This window comes from Pseudomonas sp. UBT (assembly GCF_050915955.1).
GTDB classification, from domain to species: domain Bacteria; phylum Pseudomonadota; class Gammaproteobacteria; order Pseudomonadales; family Pseudomonadaceae; genus Aquipseudomonas; species Aquipseudomonas antarctica_A.
In genome coordinates, this window is the sequence record NZ_CP168079.1 from 1,694,054 (window position 1) to 1,712,599 (window position 18,546).

14 protein-coding genes are annotated in these 18,546 nt (G+C 61.5%); all 14 read right to left on the minus strand.

The window, feature by feature from the left end:
- Positions 1–5 precede the first annotated feature (5 nt).
- The 14 genes from ACDZ94_RS07740 to ACDZ94_RS07805 all read right to left on the minus strand — a co-directional run bounded on the left by ACDZ94_RS07740 (position 6) and on the right by ACDZ94_RS07805 (position 18,497).
- Positions 6–1,730, minus strand: a complete 1,725-nt coding sequence (locus ACDZ94_RS07740) for a ShlB/FhaC/HecB family hemolysin secretion/activation protein (protein ID WP_432751298.1) — start codon at positions 1,728–1,730, stop codon at positions 6–8.
- Between the two features lie 449 nt (positions 1,731–2,179).
- Positions 2,180–2,662 carry a poly-beta-1,6-N-acetyl-D-glucosamine biosynthesis protein PgaD gene (gene pgaD / locus ACDZ94_RS07745; protein WP_064450121.1) on the minus strand — a complete coding sequence of 161 codons (483 nt, stop codon included), beginning with the start codon at positions 2,660–2,662 and terminating at the stop codon, positions 2,180–2,182.
- A gap of 2 nt (positions 2,663–2,664) precedes the next feature.
- Positions 2,665–4,005, minus strand: a complete 1,341-nt coding sequence (pgaC, locus tag ACDZ94_RS07750) for a poly-beta-1,6-N-acetyl-D-glucosamine synthase (protein WP_064450120.1) — start codon at positions 4,003–4,005, stop codon at positions 2,665–2,667.
- A gap of 2 nt (positions 4,006–4,007) precedes the next feature.
- On the minus strand, positions 4,008–6,005 hold the full coding sequence (pgaB, locus tag ACDZ94_RS07755; RefSeq protein ID WP_432751299.1) for a poly-beta-1,6-N-acetyl-D-glucosamine N-deacetylase PgaB: 1,998 nt from the start codon (positions 6,003–6,005) through the stop codon (positions 4,008–4,010).
- 12 nt (positions 6,006–6,017) lie between these two features.
- Positions 6,018–8,498 carry a poly-beta-1,6 N-acetyl-D-glucosamine export porin PgaA gene (pgaA, locus tag ACDZ94_RS07760; protein WP_262666706.1) on the minus strand — a complete coding sequence of 827 codons (2,481 nt, stop codon included), beginning with the start codon at positions 8,496–8,498 and terminating at the stop codon, positions 6,018–6,020.
- A gap of 300 nt (positions 8,499–8,798) precedes the next feature.
- The gene (locus ACDZ94_RS07765; RefSeq protein ID WP_221293609.1) at positions 8,799–10,295 is read right to left on the minus strand and encodes a YdgA family protein; all 1,497 of its coding nucleotides are present in this window, start codon (positions 10,293–10,295) and stop codon (positions 8,799–8,801) included.
- Positions 10,296–10,442: 147 nt separating this feature from the next.
- Complete coding sequence (locus tag ACDZ94_RS07770) at positions 10,443–11,075, minus strand: hypothetical protein (protein ID WP_064450116.1); 633 nt, start codon at positions 11,073–11,075, stop codon at positions 10,443–10,445.
- A 96-nt stretch (positions 11,076–11,171) separates the two neighbouring features.
- A complete protein-coding gene (locus ACDZ94_RS07775; protein WP_407017946.1) occupies positions 11,172–12,620 on the minus strand; it encodes an efflux transporter outer membrane subunit in 1,449 nt (482 codons plus the stop codon).
- Positions 12,617–13,525, minus strand: a complete 909-nt coding sequence (locus tag ACDZ94_RS07780; RefSeq protein WP_064450114.1) for an efflux RND transporter periplasmic adaptor subunit — start codon at positions 13,523–13,525, stop codon at positions 12,617–12,619. The genes ACDZ94_RS07775 and ACDZ94_RS07780 overlap by 4 nt, the downstream gene beginning before the upstream one ends.
- Positions 13,522–13,731, minus strand: a complete 210-nt coding sequence (locus ACDZ94_RS07785; RefSeq protein WP_016969155.1) for a DUF1656 domain-containing protein — start codon at positions 13,729–13,731, stop codon at positions 13,522–13,524. The genes ACDZ94_RS07780 and ACDZ94_RS07785 overlap by 4 nt, the downstream gene beginning before the upstream one ends.
- The gene (locus ACDZ94_RS07790) at positions 13,728–15,806 is read right to left on the minus strand and encodes an FUSC family protein (RefSeq protein ID WP_064450113.1); all 2,079 of its coding nucleotides are present in this window, start codon (positions 15,804–15,806) and stop codon (positions 13,728–13,730) included. Before ACDZ94_RS07790 ends, ACDZ94_RS07785 begins: the two co-directional genes overlap by 4 nt.
- Positions 15,803–16,222: a MarR family winged helix-turn-helix transcriptional regulator gene (locus ACDZ94_RS07795; RefSeq protein WP_064450112.1), complete on the minus strand. Its 420-nt coding sequence runs from the start codon at positions 16,220–16,222 to the stop codon at positions 15,803–15,805. Before ACDZ94_RS07795 ends, ACDZ94_RS07790 begins: the two co-directional genes overlap by 4 nt.
- Positions 16,223–16,607: 385 nt before the next feature.
- Positions 16,608–16,853 carry a DUF2789 domain-containing protein gene (locus ACDZ94_RS07800; protein ID WP_221293607.1) on the minus strand — a complete coding sequence of 82 codons (246 nt, stop codon included), beginning with the start codon at positions 16,851–16,853 and terminating at the stop codon, positions 16,608–16,610.
- Positions 16,854–16,886: 33 nt separating this feature from the next.
- Complete coding sequence (locus tag ACDZ94_RS07805; RefSeq protein WP_407017950.1) at positions 16,887–18,497, minus strand: glycosyltransferase family 39 protein; 1,611 nt, start codon at positions 18,495–18,497, stop codon at positions 16,887–16,889.
- Between the last annotated feature and the right edge of the window lie 49 nt (positions 18,498–18,546).

Here is an 18,546-nt window from a genome sequence, read left to right on the forward strand (position 1 = left end):
TTGAATTACAGGAAGAAATCCATGCGGAAGTAGATCGGCGCTTCGCGCTCCGTCACGACCCCCGGTCTTTCTAACGAGTGGGCAAACGTCACGCTGGTGCTGACGTATTTGCCACGGGCGAACAGTTCCACGGAGTTGCTCGAGACGCGGCCGTGGTTGTCGCCGTTGTAACGGTCGTTGCGGATCACGCCCTGGTCGTAACCGAGGCTGGTGCCGTATTCGGCGAAGGCCGGGCGCAGCCATTCCAGGGTGACCGGGCGGGCCCAGCGCACTTCATTGCGCCAGTAGCCACCGCTGTCGCCGGACAGCTGCTGATCCTTGAAACCGCGTACCGACGACGAGCCGCCAAGGCTGATGCGTTGCGGCGAGAACAGCACGTCTTCACTGCGTTGCCCAGTGGCCAGGCTGGTGAAGCTGAACGACTCGCCCCACAGACGAAACGGCTGCAAATAGCTGACGGTGGCGGTGTATTTGCGGTAATCCGGGGTGGGCGTGAGGTTGCCGTACTGATCGCGATGCTGGTCGTCACGCTGGGCGTCAAAGGCGCCGATACCGTTCTGCACACCCAGGTCGACGTTGACGAAAGCACTGCCGATGCGCCGGCCGTGGTTGATGCCAAACTGTAGTTCGCTGATGCGATTACTGCTGACTTCGAGGTGGGCGTCGTTGACGTAGTTGTTGGTGCGCAGGTGAGCCACACCCACGTTGACCGAGGTCTTGCTGACGTCATCGCGGTGGATCACGCGTTCGGCGCGCAGTTGGTGGTTCTGGTTGTCGCCCGACTGTTTGAACTTGAAGGTGTCGGTATGGCCGAGGGCGCGGTAATCGCTCTCGCTGTAGGTGTACGTGAAGTTCCACCAGCCCCACGGCACGTTGTAGTAGAGCATGGTGTTTTTCGAGGTTTTCTGGTGGTCGCTGATGGCGTCGTGGCCGCCGCGCAGCACCAGTTGGTCGGCCAGGCCGAGCGGGCTGTCCCACTCCAGGCCCGCGCCCCATTGCTGTTCGCCGGTGCTGCGTTGCCCGTCGTTATTGCGCGACAGGCTGGCGCGCCAAGGCTTCTGTGGGGTGTTCTTGACCACCACGTCGCTGCCGCCAACCTGGCTGCCGGGGGTCAGTTCCATTTGCGCTTGCTTGGACGGCAGGCGGTTGAGCTGGTCCACCAGTTGCTCGACTTCACGCAGGTTCAGCGCCTCACCAACCTTGCCGGGAAACGCCATGGCCAGTTCGCGATCGGTCACGGTGCTGCCTTCGGCGCTGCGCAACGCTTCGAGTTTGCCCTCGACCACCAGCACTTGCAGGTGGCCGCTGCCGAGGTCTTGTTGCGGCAAGTAGGCGCGGCTGGTGACGCGACCTTTGGCGATGTAATAGTCGGTGATGACCTTGAGCAGTTCATTGAGCTGCGAGACGCCCAGGCATTGGCCGACATAGGGTTTGAGCAAGAGCGTACGGTCGCCGGCGGGCAGGCTGTCGGCGCCTTTGAGTTCGATGTCCTTGATCGGGAAGCAACGGGTGTCGGCAGGCGTGGCCGGTGCCTGGGGCTTGGCCGCTTTGCCGGGCAAGTCCTGCAGTTCTTGCAGGCGACGGCTTTGCTCTTCGAGCAGACGGTTTTGCCGGTCGCGGATCAAGTCCTGATCCCCTGGCGTGGGAGCGGCCGTGGCAGTGTTCAGGCTCAAGCAGGTGAGCAGGAAAGTGCACAGCAAATACCGAGTCCGTGGCAATAACAAAGACATGTTCGATCCATCGAAAATCAAGGGGCGGCAAACTAACATCGAACTCGCGCTGGCCCAAGAAACCGGGACAGTTGCACATTCGCCAACATTAGTTAGGCAACACTTTGATTAATAACAATAAAGAATTATCAAAAAGAGCTTGAGCCTGTCGTTGAAACTTTTTATTCCGACAAGCGGCAACTGTTTTGATAGTCATTCGGCAAAGAAGTGACAAGCGGCCATTATTTAGCCATCAACTGCTTTCCGAGTTAGCTTAGTGCGGGGGAATACAGAAAAGTTCGCGGGAGTTTTGTGAATTGGATCCCATTTATCGGAATTCCAAGCGACGCCGGTGGAATGTGGGAGCTGGCTTGCCTGCGATGGCGGCGTGTCAGGTATTTACTGGTTGTTGGCCCACCGCTATCGCAGGCAAGCCAGCTCCCACATGGGTCTTGGGTGCTTTGGAGTTTCTAGCCCGCGCCTTTGTCTTTTTCTGCGCCGGGCACCAGGCTCAGGCCCGGGCGCTCCACGTCGCGCGAAACATGGGCCTTCACGTCCTCCACACCGCCGTCTTCGTCATTGTGGATCACCAGCACACCCGGCTTGCGAAACTGCTCCAGGTGGCCGTCGCCCAGGTTGAAACTTTCACTCAGGCTCTTGTCGCTGAGCGCATTCGCCTCGGCGCGACGCTGGGCGAACTTGCGCCCGCGACGTTGTTGATAGCGCGCCCAACTGATCAGGATCAACGCATTGAACAAGGCGATCCACAGGTAGATCTGCAAGGTGTTGAGCGCGGCAAAAATCGGCGCTTCAATGCGTGGGCCGCCATGGGTTTCCAGCATCGCAGTAATCCCGCGCGCCAACAGCCAAACCAGCCCGCCCCACGCCAATAGCGTGAGCAGCACATCGATGATCCACATCAGGGTGTTCTGGCGAGTTCTGACCAGTTTCATGATCACGCCTCCTCTTCACTGGGTTTTATGCCGCGATCCGGGCTGACCCAACGCGCACGCTTCTGATGCTGGTTAAACAGCACCTTGGGAAAGCTGACCAGGGTGGTGAGCAAGCTGATCAGCCAGAACACCATCGGGTACCACACGGTCCAGAACAGGCTTTTCCACAGGTCTTTCTCATAGCGCCGGTCGATCAGGATGCTCACCGCAAACTGCAGCAGGCAGACCATCGCCAGCACCAGGCCGGTAAAGGCCGGTGGCACCAGGGAGTCGACGGCGATCGCCTGTGGCAGCACCACGAATTTGCCCACGCCCCAGAAAATCACCGAGAGCAGGAAGGTGAAAGCCCAACCAGTAGACAGGCAGTATTCGAACAGCAGCGGCCACAGGTAGCGATGGCGCCATTGCCAGATGCCACGGATGTTCTTGAACAGCACCTCGGCACCGCCCTGGGCCCAGCGCAGGCGTTGCTTCCACAGGCCGCCAACGGTTTCGGGCATCAGGATCCAGCACAGGGCGCGGGGCTCGTAGAAGATCGCCCAGTGGTCGAGTTGCAGCTTCCAACTGACATCGATGTCCTCGGTGATCATGTCGGTGCTCCAGTAGTCGATGCGGTCCAGGGCTTTCTTGCGAAACGCCACCACCACACCGGACACCGTGAAGATCCGGCCGAACACGCGCTGGGTACGCTTGATCAAACCGATGATCGAAGAGAACTCGCCCACCTGCACCCGGCCGATCAAGGTTGAGCGCGTGCGGATGCGTGGGTTGCCGGTCACGGCGCCCAGGCGCGGGTTGTCGAGCATCGGCGCGACCATATACGCCGCCGCGTTTTTATCGAGCAAGGCATCGCCGTCGATGCACACCAGGTACTCACTGCGCGCGGCCACGGCGCCCATGCGCAGGGCCACCGCCTTGCCCTGGTTCTGCGCCAGGTGTAGCACCCGCAGGCGTGGGTGTTGCAAGGCCAGGGCGTCGAGCACCGCGGCGGTGTTGTCCTTGGAGCCGTCGTTGACGGCGATGACTTCGATATTCGGGTACAGCTGGTTCAGGGCCGCATGAATGGTGTCGGCGGCGTTATCGCCCTCGTTGTAGCAAGGGATGATGATCGAGATCAGCGGGTTGCCGGCCAGGGTTGGCGCCGGAGTGTCTTCCTTCCACGGCCAGTGACGCTCCCAGTGCAGCCAGAAATACAGGCCGCCGGCGATCCACAGTGCCGACATGAACAACGGGTAGAAAAACACGAAGTCCATCAGGAACTGCCCGGTGACCAGGAAAATCAGGCCAAGGGGCACGCCCAATACCAACGCCAACACGAATAAAGCCAGGATTCTGTCGAACATGGTCAAGGGTTCCATTGGTTGGAAAGGGCCGGACGTACTGTCTTCAGGTCCGGTGAGTTTTCCAGGAAGTTATCCGGGTAGTAGCCAAAGCTCCTGACCCCCTGGCGTTTGAGCACCCCCATCCATTCAGCCATCTGCGCGCCGCTGATATCGGGCGCCTCTTTGGTCCGCCAGTCTTTCGCTTGCAATTCGAACACGGTGCGCTGCAAGGCGTCGGGACGTGCCTTGACCGTGGCCACCAGCTTTTCCAGCCAGGCATTGGAGTTCTTCAGCGTCTCGCCTTCCATCAGCGGCATGGCCATCGGCGCGGTCCAGTCGTAGGTCTGGAGGAAGTCATCGAGGTTCTGCGCGAACCAGGTTTCGCTGCCAGGGTTGAGCATCGGCTCGGCGAAGATGTTGCGCGCGGTCTGCACCTGCGGCCCGCGAATGGCGCGGACTTTACCGGCCAGCTCCTGGGTGAAGTCGATCAGGTAGCGGCTCTTGAAGCGCGTCCAGCGCTGCATCACGGCCGGGTCGGCGCGCAATGCGCCAATGCTGCTCGGCAGGCCGTTGGCGGCATAGGCTTTGAGCGCGGCCGGGCTGGCGTCTTCGAAGTCCGAGAAGAGTGCGTCGTCGTGGAACAGCACGCCATCGATGGCGGTGTTGCGCGCCAGGTCTTCGTAGATCTCGCCGATCTGCTGGCGCACCTTGGGATCAAACGGTGACAGGCGCTTGTACTGGTCGGGGTCGATGCCGACCTCGCCGGTCTGCGGGTCCCAACGGGTAACGCGTGGCAACGCCGGGTCGAGGGCAAAGCTCAGCACCGGCATCCAGGCGAAGATGTTCACGTGGCCACGGGTGCGCAGTTGCCAGGTCACGCGGTTGAACAGGTCGCGGCGCACCGGCAGGTGGCGGTTGGGGAAGTACAGCGAGTGCACCAGGCCATCGCCCTTGGGGTCGGCGAAGGCTTGCAGGAACACGGTGCTGGCGCCCATGTCGACCACGCGCTGGATCAACTGGTCGAGGTTGCGCGCCTCTTGGGCCGGGTCGGGGTCATAGACATTATCCAGGTCGACGTGCAGCACGCGCATCGAGGTCTTGGCCTGGGTGCCGACAATCGCATTGGCGTAGTGCTCGCCATCCGGGTCGGATGCCACCAGGAAACGCGGGCTGCTCTTGAGGTTGGCGAGGTCGTCGAGGCCATCGTCCAGAGTCAGGGCCATCTGGTAGCCCTGTTCACCCACCACGGCCAACGAAGTGCCATCGGCCGCGCCGTAAGGCCACACCCACACGCGCGGAGCCTTGCCGGTGACGGCCCGCAGTTTGTTGGAAATGGCGGTTACGTCGGCGCGCATCCGCGCCTGGAACTGGGCTTCGGTTTCGTATTTGCCGGTGGCGGCATCGTATCGACGTGTCGCGGCGGCCGGCTCCAGGTTGCCCTGCGGGTTGGCCAGAATGCCCATGTGGCTGGCGTCGGTATGGGCGGCGATTTCCACCAGGTTCGATTTGGAAACTTCGCGCACTTGCTCCCAGGTCAGGAAGTCGGAACGGGCGCGCGGCGTGCCGGCAAAATCCACCGGTTTGTTCAAGGGCGTGTCGATCCAATACCCGACCGGCGCCAGGATTACTGGCCAGTTATAGGCGCGCAAAATCGGCATCACACGGGTATAGAAGCTTGAGTAACCATCGTCGAAGCTGAGCATGATGGCTTTGGGCGGCAGCTCACGCCCACCACTGCGTGCCGCCAGGATCTGGTCGACACTGACCGCCTGGTAACCGTTTTCGCGCAGCCAGGCCAACTGGTCGATCAAACGCTCGGTGCGCACCGCCACCACGGCCTGATCAGGGTCGCGATCTTCGACGTCGTGGTAGGCGATGCCCAGGAAGTGGTTTTTCGGCCACGGCGCTTCGCGTGCCGGTATCGGCCGCTCGGCGGGGGGAGTATAGGGCGCGGGTTGCTGGGCGCAGGCACCGGCCAGCAATACACCCAGGACCAACAAGCAACGGCTGAGGACAGTCATGGTCAGGCTCTTTTAGAAACGGTAAATGAGGTCGACGAGCAGGCGCAGATCGCGTTCGCGAACGCCGTCGTAAGGTCGGCTGATCAGGCTCAGGTTGGCGCCGGCTTCGAGTACGTCGTTCCAGCGAACGCGTTGGCCGTAGCCGATCAAACCAACGCCACCGGTGGAATAATCCCGCTGGCTGTACGTACCTGCACCGACCTGGAACTGCTGACTCCACTGGGTCTCGTAGCGGTGATAGAGCACATGGTTGACCGTGACGGTGGGCAACACGCTGAAGTCCGATTTCGGGTTGAAATACACCACGTCTTCCTTCGAGTTGCGGCTGGCACCGACCTCCAGGCCCAAGTCCACTTGCACGTGCGGCGAGCTGTAGATGCCCTCGCGCCCGGTGAGCAACGCTTCGAGCCGGTTGTTGCCGTCGCTGAAACGGGACGGGCTGAGGGACAGTTTCCATTCGCGGCTTTCATTCGCACGCCAGCGGATAAACCCGCTGCCGCCGTTGGCCGTGACATCGGCATTCAAGGCCCGCAGCGGCGTGCTGGCCAGGAGGTAGCCGAGGCTGCCGCCGTACTGCCAGTTGTCGTTGATATCGCGGGCAATCGACACGCTTGCGCCTTGTTTGGAGCCATAGCCGTAGGAGTGGTTGGAGACTTCGGCTTGCAGGGTCATGTCGCGGGTACGCTGCTCCACGCCGACGCGCTGCCAGCGGTGCTGGCCGGTACCTTCGGTAAAGTCGGCGGTGGCATAACCGGCTCCGGCGAAGACCCGCCAGTCTTCGTCGATGGGCGGGCTGTAGAGCACGCTTTCGATGCCCCAATCACGGCTACCGGCGACCGCGCCGACGTCGCCGTTATTGCCCCCGCCATAGCTTTTACCGGTGTAGGCCTCAACGCGCAGTTCAGCCATGTCGTGCACATCGCGCAGACGGCTGAGGCGCTGAACCTGGCGGCTGTCCGGGTTGCGGGCCAGCACGTCATCGGTCAGCGCGTCCATTTGGCGCCATTCCTGAAGGTCCATGGCGGTGTAGGCCTGGGACACTTCCAGGCCGATATCACGCGGGACCTGGGTTTCGGTTTCCTTGAGGGCGCCTTCGGCCCGGCGCGGCCAATCACGGGCGCGGTACATGTCAGCCTGGGCCAGGCGCAGGCCGACGTTGCCCGGGGCCTTTTGCACCAGTGCCTCAAGGCCGGTTTCACTGCCCGGCAGGTCACCTCCGTAGGTGCCGGCCTGGGCCGCCAGCTGTTGCGCGTCCATCCAACTGTCGTTGGGGTTGCCGATGGGCAAGCCCTTGAGTTCGACGCGAGGTTTCTGAGTGGTAGCCAGGCTGTTGGCGACGTCGCGCGCTTCCATCACTTTGTCGCTTTCGAGCAGGGCGTAGAACAACGCAGTGCTGTCTTCGACGTGATCGCCAGGGTCGGCATCCGGCGCAGTCAGCACACTGCGATACAACGGCTCGGCTTTTTCCGGCTGGCGCTGGTCGAGGTAAGACGCGGCGACCCAACGCACGGCGTAGGTCGGCAATTGCACGCCTTCACCAGTGAGGGTTTCGTACTCGCGTATCACATCGGCGGTGCGTGCCCGCGCCTTGAGGGCGCCCAGGCGGTCGATGCGCCAGCGCACTACGTCGTCATGAGCGGTGGCGTCCGGGGTCCAGCGCGCGAGCAGTGTGTCGTAATCGTTGAGGGCGCGGTCGGCGACCACGTAGCGTTCTTTTTCGGTACGCGTGGCGAACTCGGCCATACGCACACGCTCGGCGGCGAGGTCGCCTTCCAGGCGGCGCTGGGTGACCGCGTCCAGCACGCCCGGATGTTTGGCCGACAGGCGCAGAGCGGGCTCCGGCAAGCGAGCCTTTTGCAGGGCGACGATGTATTCGCGGACCACTTCGGGCTTATCACCGGCGCGGATGAAGGCTTGGTCGAATTCGAACAGCGCGTCGTAGTTCAAGCCCGCGCGCGTCAGTGCATAGCCCAGGGCCATGCGGCGGTTCGGATCATCGGGTTGCGCCGCCACCAGCGCGCGCAAGCGTTGCACCGCCTCGGTAGCTTGGCCACCGTCGGCCTGGGTCAGGGCCTGGCCCAGTTGCAGGTCGATATTTTTCGGTTCACGCAGCAATGCCTGCTGATAAACCGCCAAGGCCTGCGGCCACTGCTTTTGATTGCGATACGTGCGCGCGACCGTGGCCAGGGCTTGGGTGGTGAGGTTACGATTTTTGCCCTGAGCCTCGTACACCTTCAGCACTTCGGTGTCTTGACCGGCCCAACCGGCAATCACCAGGTGATCACTGATCTGGCCGGGTGTCTGGCGTTCGGCAGGCAGTTGGCGCAATTGGGTAAGGGCGGGCGTGAAGTTGCCGTTACGCGCCTGGATGATCAGGGCATCGTAGGCCGGGTCGGCCAACGCGAGGCTGGGCATCAGCAGTTGGCTGCACAAGGCGGCCCCGATGAGCAGTCGCAACCGGCCTGAAGCACTGATGGGTAGGTTTCGCAGCATATCGTGAGCTTCCTTACACAAGGAAAGCTGTAACGATAGGTGGTCCTGAGCAAAACGCATCAGGGTGCCGACGTCTAGTGACCCGGCCTAGCTTTCCTATAGGAACTATCCCTTAGGAACGTAGGCAGAAGGCCAATTCAGAACAATTGTTCAGAATTGCAGGGCCTGCCGGAAATATGAATGTGGGGGCGGACTTGCCCGCGACGATAAGGTGTCAACCGGCATCAACGCCGGTCGTTTGACCCCTGTCGCGAGCCCTTCCGCCCCCACATTATTTATTTCTTACTGATGTAAGAAATCTTACTGCGCGCCGCTGACCGCACCCATTTTGGCCATGACAAAACCAATGAATTGCTCAACGGTCATCTTCTGGCCGTTGAACATCACTTCATTGTTGGCGTAGTGCAGTTTGGAGACCACGTCGGTGCCCACCAGGGTCGCCAGTTGCGTGCCGACCGCCATGCCGCTGACCATCTCGGCAGCCATCTGCGATTGCTGCTCGATGGCTTTAGGGTCGGTCACACCGCCCACTTCGGCCTGCAGGGCGGCAACATCACCAACCATTGGCTTGGACAGGGTCAGGTTGGCGTCCAGCATGGCGATAACTTGTTTGCCCAGCTCAACCGGCGGCAGTTCCATGGACGCAGGCTTGGTCAGGTCCAGCACCAGGCTGAATTTGCTTTCGCCATGGGTGGTTTTCAGCGACAGGTTTTCCACCGCCAGTTGCGGCTTGGCGGCCAGCACCTGGTTGACATTCGCCTCTGCCAGGGTCTGCTCGGCTTCGGTCAGTTGCAGCTCAGGCACGGGCTGGCCGGCAGCGGCAGCGGCTTGCACCGGTTGCATCTTGTCCTGGTAAAGCTTGGTCAGCACCAACATCGCCGGGATGTCGACGTTCTTCATGCTCAAGGCCATGGCCGCCGAGCCGACAGGTTTACCCTGGTAACCGATTTCGTCGATTTTGTAGTCGACGCGGCCGGCCAGGTTGTTGTCCTTGGTCTGGCTGGTGTCTTTTTGCTCGAAGCCCTTGAGGGTCAGCACCGCTTTCTGCGGGCCGAAGGTGACCTTGGTGTCGGTCAGCTCAACGGTGTTTTGCCCGGTGTAAAAACCGAAAGTGGATTTTTCCAGCTTACTGGCCACGGTCAGGCCAGCCAGTTCGGCTTCAAACGGCGCACCGTTGGCATCGATTGCGGCGACCTTGAGGCTGTTCATGTAGCCGTCGGCCTTGACCTTCTGGCCCTCTGCGGTGCTGTCGAAGTCCAGGTTGGCGCCGGAGAAACTCACCGAGGACTTGTCGTCCTTGAACTCCAGAGGCAGCAACTCGACGTTGCCGTTGACCGAACGGTTGTAGCCGATATTGGCCACGCCTTTGAGCGGCGACACGTCTTTGCTGGCGGCGAACCACTTTTCGGTGGTGGCGTTTTTTTCCAGCGCGTAGTGACTGGTGGCCATGACCGGCAACCATTTCAGCGACACCAGGCGGGAAAACGGCAGCGGGCCGTGTTCGATATGGTCGACAAACAGCAGCTCAGGGTTCGGATTTTCTTCGCCGAAGACGCTGCCTTGGCCCTTGAGACGGTAATGGGCGGTGCTGCTGAACAGGCCACGATCCAGGGAGACCAGCTCCAGGTTCACGGTGCCATCGACGCCGGCCATGGAGGTTTGCAGTTCCTTGTTGGCGTTCTGGATCGCGGTTTGCAGCACCGGCTCCAGCTGCTTACCGGTGTACCAGGCGCCGCCTGCACTGACGACGCCGACGGCGACAACAAAACCCAAAAGAACAACTGCTGGCTTATTCATGAAGTGACCTGATCAAATCCTGTGAGAAGTGGGCTGTCTTCCTTGAACCCCGAGGGGGTTGGCTCAAGCCCGCCGAAACGGGGGGAAGATTAGCACTGGCGGCCGCGAACGGCCCAGCTTTTCAGAGGGGTCAGGTCAGTAGTTGGTTCACGAGTACTCCAATTCGACTTCATCGAGTTGGTGATCGAAACTCTTCAACCGGGCGGTCCAGGTGTATACCAACACCTCAAACTCGCGGTGTATGACGGCATTGCCGGGGGTGTCGGCCTTGGGGTCGCAGAAGTCCAACTGGTAACGTTCGCGGGCCATGGCGTTGGCCACATCGGACAATTCCCGTGCGTTATTCAGCCAATGTCTACCATCAGCGACCTGCTGATCGAGCAGCACGCATTGTTTTTTCAGGGCTTCGAGGCTTTTTTCCAGGGGGGTGCCGGTCAGTTCGCCCATGACCTCCTGGAAAGTACGGCCGGGCTGCCAATAGCTGCCCCAGAAATAACGGTCGAACACGGTTTCAACGCGGCGTAGCGCAACCTTGGTGTCCCAGATCGCCACACGGGTCTTGCCTTGCTCAAGCAGCTTCTTCTTCACCCGTTGATTTTGATAAGACGCCCACGCCACCACACCAATGGACAACGTGCCGATCACCAGGCAGGCACTGTCGAGAAAGACCATGGCCTTGTCGATTTGGTGGGCGAGCATGACGCCGTAGAAATAGGCGGCCGATAACAGCACCAGTGCGAAGAACACGCACCAAAAAGCGGGAGCATAAGGGTTTTTCATTATTGGAATCCCCATGAGCAAACGCGAGCAGTGACAGGTAAGTCGGCCCTCATGCGAAGCGCATGGCGACTCACCTGTCAAAGCATAGCTTTTAGCTCAGGGTTTGCCGGATTGTGACGCTTGCGTTCGTCCGCTTTCCCAACCACCGCCCAACGCCAGGAACAGATCGATCTGGCTCATGGCAACCTGGGTGTTCGCCGCCGCCAGCTGCGCGCGTACATCCGTGTAGGTGCGGGTGGCTTGCAGGTCGGCCAGGAACGACGCGCGGCCGGCCTGAAAGAAGCGGTGCGTCTGCTCCGATGCCTCTTTGGCGGACTCGCCGGCATCGGCCAGCGCATCGCGGCGTTGCAACTGCGCGGTGTATTGCGCAAGGCCGGTCTGGGTTTCGCGGATGGCGTTGAGCACCACCCCGTCGAAGTGCGCCAGGGCGCCCTGGGTCGCGGCTTCAGCTTCGTGAATACGCGCACGGGCACCGTTGGTCGGCACTGACCAACTGATCAGCGGGCCAAAGCCCCAACGGTTAGTGGCCGGCGTGCCCAGGTCATCGAGAAGACCGACGGTGCCTACCGTGGCCCCAATGCTGATGTCCGGGTACAACGCGCCGGTGGCCACGCCGATACGCGCAGTGGCGGCGGCCAGTTGGCGTTCGGCCTGGCGCACGTCCGGGCGGCGTTTGAGCAACGCGGCACCGTCGCCCACCGGCAGCAGTTGGGCGATGTGCGGCAGCTCGGCGCAGGTGTTGGTGCCTGCCGGTAGTTGGTTCACCGGCTTGGCGAGCAGCATCGACAAGCGGAACAAGCCCGCCTGGCGCGACGCTTCATAGCGCGGCATGTCGGCGCGCAAGGATTTGTATTGGGTCTGCGAGCGGGTCACCTGGGTTTCATCGCCACGCCCGGCGTCGCGCAGGCGTTGGGTCAGCTTGGTGCTCTGGCCTTGCAGGTCAAGGGATTGGTTGGCAATCGCCAGCTCTTCGTTGGCTGCGCACACTTGGGTGTAGGAACGCACCACGTCTGCCACCAGGGTGATTCGCGCGACATCGGCAGCCGCCTGCGCCGCGTCGGCGCTGGCCTGGGCGCTTTCAATGCCGCGTTGCAAGGTGCCGAACAGATCGAACTGATACGAGGTGCTGATACCAACGCTGCCGATATTCCCTACCGGGACTTTTTCCGTCAGCAAAAAGGCTTCACCGGATTCCTGCAGGCGCTGGGCTTCGGCCTTGACCCCGGCGCTCCAACCACCGGCGGATTCAGCCTGTTGCGTCTGGTAGCGTGCGCGTTGCAGGTTGGCAGCGGCCACGCGCAGGTCGGTGTTGGAGGCCATGGCCTGGCGCACCAGCTCATCCAGGCGCGGGTCTTTGTACAGTTTCCACCAGTCAGCCGGCACCGGGGCCGACACGACGTTGCTGCCTTCGCCCGCAATCTGCCCTTGCAGGTCGCCCCGGTTGATCGCCGAGGTTTGCGGCAATTTGTAGTCCGGGCCTACCACCTGGCACGCCGACAGCAGCAAACCCAAGCTGGCCGTGGCCAGCAACGCCGCCGGTTTCATGGTTGTTCTCCCTGCTGCGCGCGGTCTTTGGCAGCGCTCCGGTCATCGATGATCGACACCGTGGCCGTGCGCCCGGCGATCATGCGAAAGTCCGCCGGCACATCATCAAAGGCGATCCGCACCGGAATCCGCTGGGCCAGGCGCACCCAACTGAACGCCGGGTTGACGTTGGGCAGCAGGTTGGAGCCGCTGGTGCGGTCACGGTCTTCAATACCGGCGACGATGCTCTGCACATGGCCCTGCAGGCGGGTATTGTCGCCGATCACGCGGATATCCACCGGCATACCGACGTGAATGCCGTCGAGCTTGGTCTCTTCGAAATAGCCGTCGATGTGGAAGGAATTGCTGTCCACCACCGAGAGCACCGGGCGCCCGGCCGTGACGAACTCCTGCGCACGCGGCGCACGGTCGTTGACGTAGCCGTCGACGGGGCTGCGGATCACCGAGCGGTCGAGGTTGAGCTGGGCGGCGTCCACGGTCACTTGCGCCTCGGCCAGGGCCGATTGGGCGCGGGCCACGCGGGACTGGCTTTCCTCCAATTGCTCACTCGGCACCAAATTGCCGAGGCCACGGTTACGTTTGTTTTCGCGCTGGGCCTGGGCCAGTGTTTCCTGGCGGTCAGCCACGGCGGCCTGGGCTTGGCGCAGGGCCAGCTTGAAGCGGTCCTGGTCAACGGCGAACAGCACTTGGCCCTTGGCTACCAACTGGTTATCGCGCACGTCCACCTGCTGGATCAACCCGGAGACGTCCGGGGCGATCTGCACAATGTCGGCACGGATATGCCCGTCACGGGTCCAGGGCGCAAACATGTAGTACATGACCATGCGCCACACAACGACGACCGCGAACGTCACGATCAACAGCGTGAGGACGACACGGCCGATGGTCAAAAAAGGTTTTTTCATGTCATCAGGTATCGACTGAGTGAGTCCACCGCGCCCAGCAACAGCGCGTAGAGCCCCACATTGAACAATGCCCGGTGCCAGACCAGGCGATAGAAGTGAATGCGCGTCAACAGCCCGTGCACCACCAGAAACAACACATACGTAATGCCCATCAGCACCAACAGCGTGGGCAGGAACACCCCGCTGATATCCAGATCACCGATCATAAAGGCGCTCCATCAGGTAACGGCGCTTCCCGCTCGGTGCCGTCAATAAATTCCACGCCAGGCAGCAACGACAAGCGCAGGCCAGCCAACGCGTGCAACAGATGCAGGCGGGTGTCTTCTTCATTTTGCAGGCCCTGGCCATTGAGGGCGCGGCGTGTGCGGTCGAGGGTCATCAGCAGACCACCGGGCGCGGGCAAGCGTTCACCGGCCTTGAGGCAGGCCTTGAAGTAACCGCCGACGCCTTCGACCACCTGGTTGAGCAACACCCGTGGCACGCCGTAGATGCGTGGCGAATAGGCCAACAGGTCGAGCAGGTTCAGCGCCACACGCAAATCGCGCAGGGCACTGCCGGTGTCCTGGCCGATGAGGGCCAGGCGCGGCAGGTGCTGCATCAGGCGGTCAAGCATTTGCACGGCCATGTGCCGGTGCTCGGCCAGGGTTGCGGGCTCGGTCAGGCTGACAATGTCGCGCCAGCTGAAACGGGTCAGGCGCTTGGCCGCCAGTTCGGCGCCGAACGGCCGGGCGATCAGCGTCCACACAAAGGCAAACAACAGACCCACCGGCCCGGCCAGGTTGACGTTGGCGAAGTTCAGGAAGTCCGCGTCGTAGGCGCCCTGAATGCTGATGAACGACGAGGTGTTGACCAGCGTCAGCAGCATGCCCAAGTAAAACCGTGGCTGCACCGTGAGCGTGCCGATGCAGATAAACGGCACCGCAAACGCCAGCACCAGCATCGGGAAATCGTGCAGGTTGGGCAGCACCAGAAACAGATACAGGCTGGCGAACAGCACCGACATCGCGGTCCAGAAAAAGAACCGATATATCTGCGGCGCCGGGTCGTCCATCGAGGCGAAAAAGCTGCACGCCACGGCGGCCAGAATCACTGCGCTGCCGCCGTCGGTCCAGCCCAGCAGAATCCACAGCACCGAGGCGACGATGATCGCAGTGACGGTGGAAAACGCTGAATAGAACATCAGGCCATGATCGAGAAATGGCTTGAGCCGACCCAGGCGCCAATGGCGGTAGACGGCGCGCCAGGTGTCCTGGCTTTCGCACTGGATGGCGGCTTGCAGGCTGCGGCAGTCTTGCCACAGATCGACCCATTCGCCGAGGCGATACAGCGCGTTGGAAAACAGCAGCGTGTGGCGGTCGTCCAGTGCTTCGCCCTGGGGTTGGGCGGCGTCGATCTTGTCACGCAGTACGCGCCAACGCTCCAGGGGCGCCTCGTCGGTGGTGCTGTCCAGCCAGGCGCTGGCCGCTTGCAGCAAGGGTGTGAACTGATCAAGAAACTCCGGGGCGCGGTGTTCGATGGCGTAGATCGCATCGTCCAGGGCATCGATCACCGGCAGCAGGTGAATCATGCGCCCGCGCAGTTCCTTGGTATTACGCACCGTCTGCGGCCGCGCGCCCTCGTGGGGCAACTGGCCGATCATCAATTCCAGGGTGTTGAAGGTGGCGACCATGCCGCCGCGCAAGGTGCTGATTTCTTCAGGCGCCACGTTGCGCGTCAGAAAGCGCTGGCTATAGACCTGAGCATCGGCAAACCACTTGGCCACCGAGCCATCAAACACCGGCATCAGGCGCCGCGGCCAGAACATTGCGCCGACTACGGCGGCTACAGCGATGCCGAGGAAAATCTCTTCGGTACGCGCCTCGGCCACATCCCACACCGCCAGCGGGTTATCCACCACCGGCAAGGCAATCAGCGGCAAGGTGTAGCCGGCCAACATCAACGCGTAGTTGTTCGCGGTACGCAGGTGCATGGACAGGAACAGCAAAATGCCCGTCCACAACGCAATCACCACCACCAGCACATACGGCGACTGCACAAACATCGGCACAAAAATCACCGCCGCTGCGGCGCCCATAAAGGTGCCGATAGCGCGATACAACGCCTTGGAGCTGGTAGGGCCGACAAACGGGCTGGAGACGATATACACGGTGGCCATCGCCCAATACGGACGCGGCATTTGCATGAGCATGGCGATGTACAGGGCGATCATCGACGCCGCAAACGTACGCACACCATAGAACCAGTCGCGGGCCGGCGGGAAACCGGCAAAAAATCCGTTCAAGGCGTTGCAACCTCAGCCGCTTCAAACGCGCGCAGTACGCGCAGCGCGGCCTCAAGATCGCCGTGGGCGATATCTGCCAACACGTCCTTACGCAACCGAACCAGTTGCACTTCCACCGCCTGCACCAGCTCACGGCCACGCTCGGTAAGGCTCAAGGCCTTGGCGCGGCGGTCGTGCACGTCTTCGGTACGGCACACGTAACCGCCACTGCACAGTTGGTCGAGCAGGCGCACCAGCGACGGGCTTTCCATCCCGGACGCCTGGGCGACTTTTACCTGGTGCACACCGTCGCCCAAGCGGCCGATCATCAAGAGCGGCACGGCGCAGGCTTCGGAAATACCGTAGCTCACCAGCGTGGTCTGGCAGATTTTGCGCCAGTTACGGGCGCCCACCACCATGCTGCTGCTGAGGTTCATCTGGAGTTGTTCGAGGGTTTGAGGCACTGGATTGTTCGCATACAGTTAGTTTGCTAACTATCAATATGGTGGATGCATTCAAAACCGTCAAGTTTTGAAACAAATTTATGGATGGGTGGCGAGAAGGTGAAGGTAAGTAAAGCGGGTTTGAGCGCGAGCGTCGGGTTTTCAGCGACACGATTGCGATGTCTTCAGCACCGACGACTACCAGTGGGAGCGGGCTTGCCCGCGATGACAGTGGTTCAGTCAATGCAGATGGCGACTGTCACAGCGCTATCGCGGGCAAGCTCGCTCCCACAGTTGGATCAGCGTTGGCATCCGGCCTGCCGTTCGGCCTGAGCATTGAGGCGGCGCTGGATTTCCTCCACCGGGAGGGAAAGGTTTTTTATAGCCCGCGCCCTTTACGCAACAACACATTCAACTCATCCACCACCTCTGCCCAATCCGCATCGTCCAGAATTTCCTCGCGTAAAAACGCGCTCTGGCTGGGCGTCCAGAAAAACGCATCCGCCAGATGCAGTTCAGGCTTGAGCGGCGAATGCACGGCCACAAACTTCTCAATACTGACCGGGTCATCCGGCAGCCCAAGCTGTTTGAACAGTGACGGCAAGCTGTGCACCGGCAATTCCATGGCGAACTCCAGATAAAGACGTGTCAACTGAGTCTAGTGGCAACCCTCGGGTTGCGGCGGCGCTACGTTGCACAGCACGAACAACCGAGCCCTGGCGCCGCCACCATCGTGGCGGGTCAGCTCGCGCCAGCCTTCAGGCAGTGGCGCAAAATCATCCGGCGCTTCGTTGCTGCTGATCAACCATACGCGACGCGTATCGGCGGGCAGTGCCGTCAGCCGGTCGAGGTAAATGCGCCCACCGTCCTGGTCCACCAGAGTGCCGAAGCCATAGGCATTCGGCCGGGTCGACGTACCGTCGGGCTTGGGTGGGGTGTAGAGCTGCAACTGGGCATCGGTCTGGTCGTAATACACGTAGGGGAGGTACCACAACATGTCGCTGAGGACGATGCGGTCGTCTTCCTGGTAATTGCGGTTGACGAACTCCACCGGCACGTTGAATTGGTCATGTTCATCGACGGTAAAGTTGTTTTTCAACCCCAGCAGTTCCACACCGACAAACAGCACTAACAACACCCCACCCAGCAGTGACAGGCGCGAGGGCAGACGGTCAATGGCCAAGGCCACGAGGATCGGCAAGCCCAAGGCATACACCGTGAGGTAGCGCTCGATAAACACGGGGGAAATAAACGACACCCCGTATACCAACAGCAGCGGCAGCAGGAAAAACAGTGCCAAAAGGCTGGCCGGTCGGTAGCGTTCGCGGTCTCGCCAGACAGTCACCACAATCACTGCGACCAGCATTGACGGGAACAGCCAGAACAGCGGTGGCCAGAAACCAACGCCTTCGTCCTGGAGCAAAAGCTGCCAGATCATGGACGGCAACGACGACAGGTTGACCGGGTCTTCCCAGCCAATGTCCCCGCCTACCTTGAGTTGATCAACGTGCTGCACCAGATCCAGCAGATTTGGCAGCCAGGGCAGGTACAACAACACGATCACACTATTAACCGCCCACCACGCAGGGCGTGTGATTAAGCGTCGGCCCGAGAGCTGAGGGGCACCCAACAGCCCCAGGTAGACCCAGTGCACCACCACGCATAGCGCGGTGAAATAATGGGTGTAGAAACCGGCCGTCATCAGCAGCGCATAAGCCACCAAGTATCGCGTGCGCTCGGGTTGCCGTACCCAATACACCAACGCCAGCGTAGCGCCCAACAGCCACACGCCCAGCAGCGAATACATGCGCACTTCCTGGCTGTAGCGCACCGCCGTCGGCAGCAGCGCCAGCAGGATTCCCGCCAGCACAGCCGCGCGCCGGGTGGACAGTTGCCGTGTCAGCCAGAGGCCCAGGCCCACGGCAACCACGCCGGGGATCGCACTCATACCGCGCAAGGACAAGATCCCGTCACCAAACAGCTCGATCCAGCCGCGCAGCAGGAAAAAATACAGCGGCGGGTGCACATCATGGGCGGCGTGAAACCAAAGATCGCCCGCAGCGTACTCGCTGAGCAACAGGCTCGAAGCCTCGTCACCCCAGATGGCTGACGCCGTCAGGTTGTAAAAACGCAGACCCACCGCCAGCGCGAGGATAGGCACCCACCACAGCCGGCTAATCCAGGTAGCGCCTTGCCCAACCTGCAAGAGGCGATTAAACACGGGTAATGACCCAACCTTGTCGTCTTGCTCTACCACAGACCGTCGCACCTCGATTCCCCTGCCACTGCCCGTTAACAAGGCAAAAACTGCACGTATG

Excerpts from the sequence above, each read along its gene's own strand:
- ACDZ94_RS07740 (WP_432751298.1), bottom strand. The coding sequence starts at position 1,730 with ATGTCTTTGTTATTGCCACGGACTCGGTATTTGCTGTGCACTTTCCTG.
- pgaD (WP_064450121.1), bottom strand. The coding sequence starts at position 2,662 with ATGAAACTGGTCAGAACTCGCCAGAACACCCTGATGTGGATCATCGAT.
- pgaC (WP_064450120.1), bottom strand. The coding sequence starts at position 4,005 with ATGTTCGACAGAATCCTGGCTTTATTCGTGTTGGCGTTGGTATTGGGC.
- pgaB (WP_432751299.1), bottom strand. The coding sequence starts at position 6,005 with ATGACTGTCCTCAGCCGTTGCTTGTTGGTCCTGGGTGTATTGCTGGCC.
- pgaA (WP_262666706.1), bottom strand. The coding sequence starts at position 8,498 with ATGCTGCGAAACCTACCCATCAGTGCTTCAGGCCGGTTGCGACTGCTC.
- ACDZ94_RS07765 (WP_221293609.1), bottom strand. The coding sequence starts at position 10,295 with ATGAATAAGCCAGCAGTTGTTCTTTTGGGTTTTGTTGTCGCCGTCGGC.
- ACDZ94_RS07770 (WP_064450116.1), bottom strand. The coding sequence starts at position 11,075 with ATGAAAAACCCTTATGCTCCCGCTTTTTGGTGCGTGTTCTTCGCACTG.
- ACDZ94_RS07775 (WP_407017946.1), bottom strand. The coding sequence starts at position 12,620 with ATGAAACCGGCGGCGTTGCTGGCCACGGCCAGCTTGGGTTTGCTGCTG.
- ACDZ94_RS07780 (WP_064450114.1), bottom strand. The coding sequence starts at position 13,525 with ATGAAAAAACCTTTTTTGACCATCGGCCGTGTCGTCCTCACGCTGTTG.
- ACDZ94_RS07785 (WP_016969155.1), bottom strand. The coding sequence starts at position 13,731 with ATGATCGGTGATCTGGATATCAGCGGGGTGTTCCTGCCCACGCTGTTG.
- ACDZ94_RS07795 (WP_064450112.1), bottom strand. The coding sequence starts at position 16,222 with ATGAACCTCAGCAGCAGCATGGTGGTGGGCGCCCGTAACTGGCGCAAA.
- ACDZ94_RS07800 (WP_221293607.1), bottom strand. The coding sequence starts at position 16,853 with ATGGAATTGCCGGTGCACAGCTTGCCGTCACTGTTCAAACAGCTTGGG.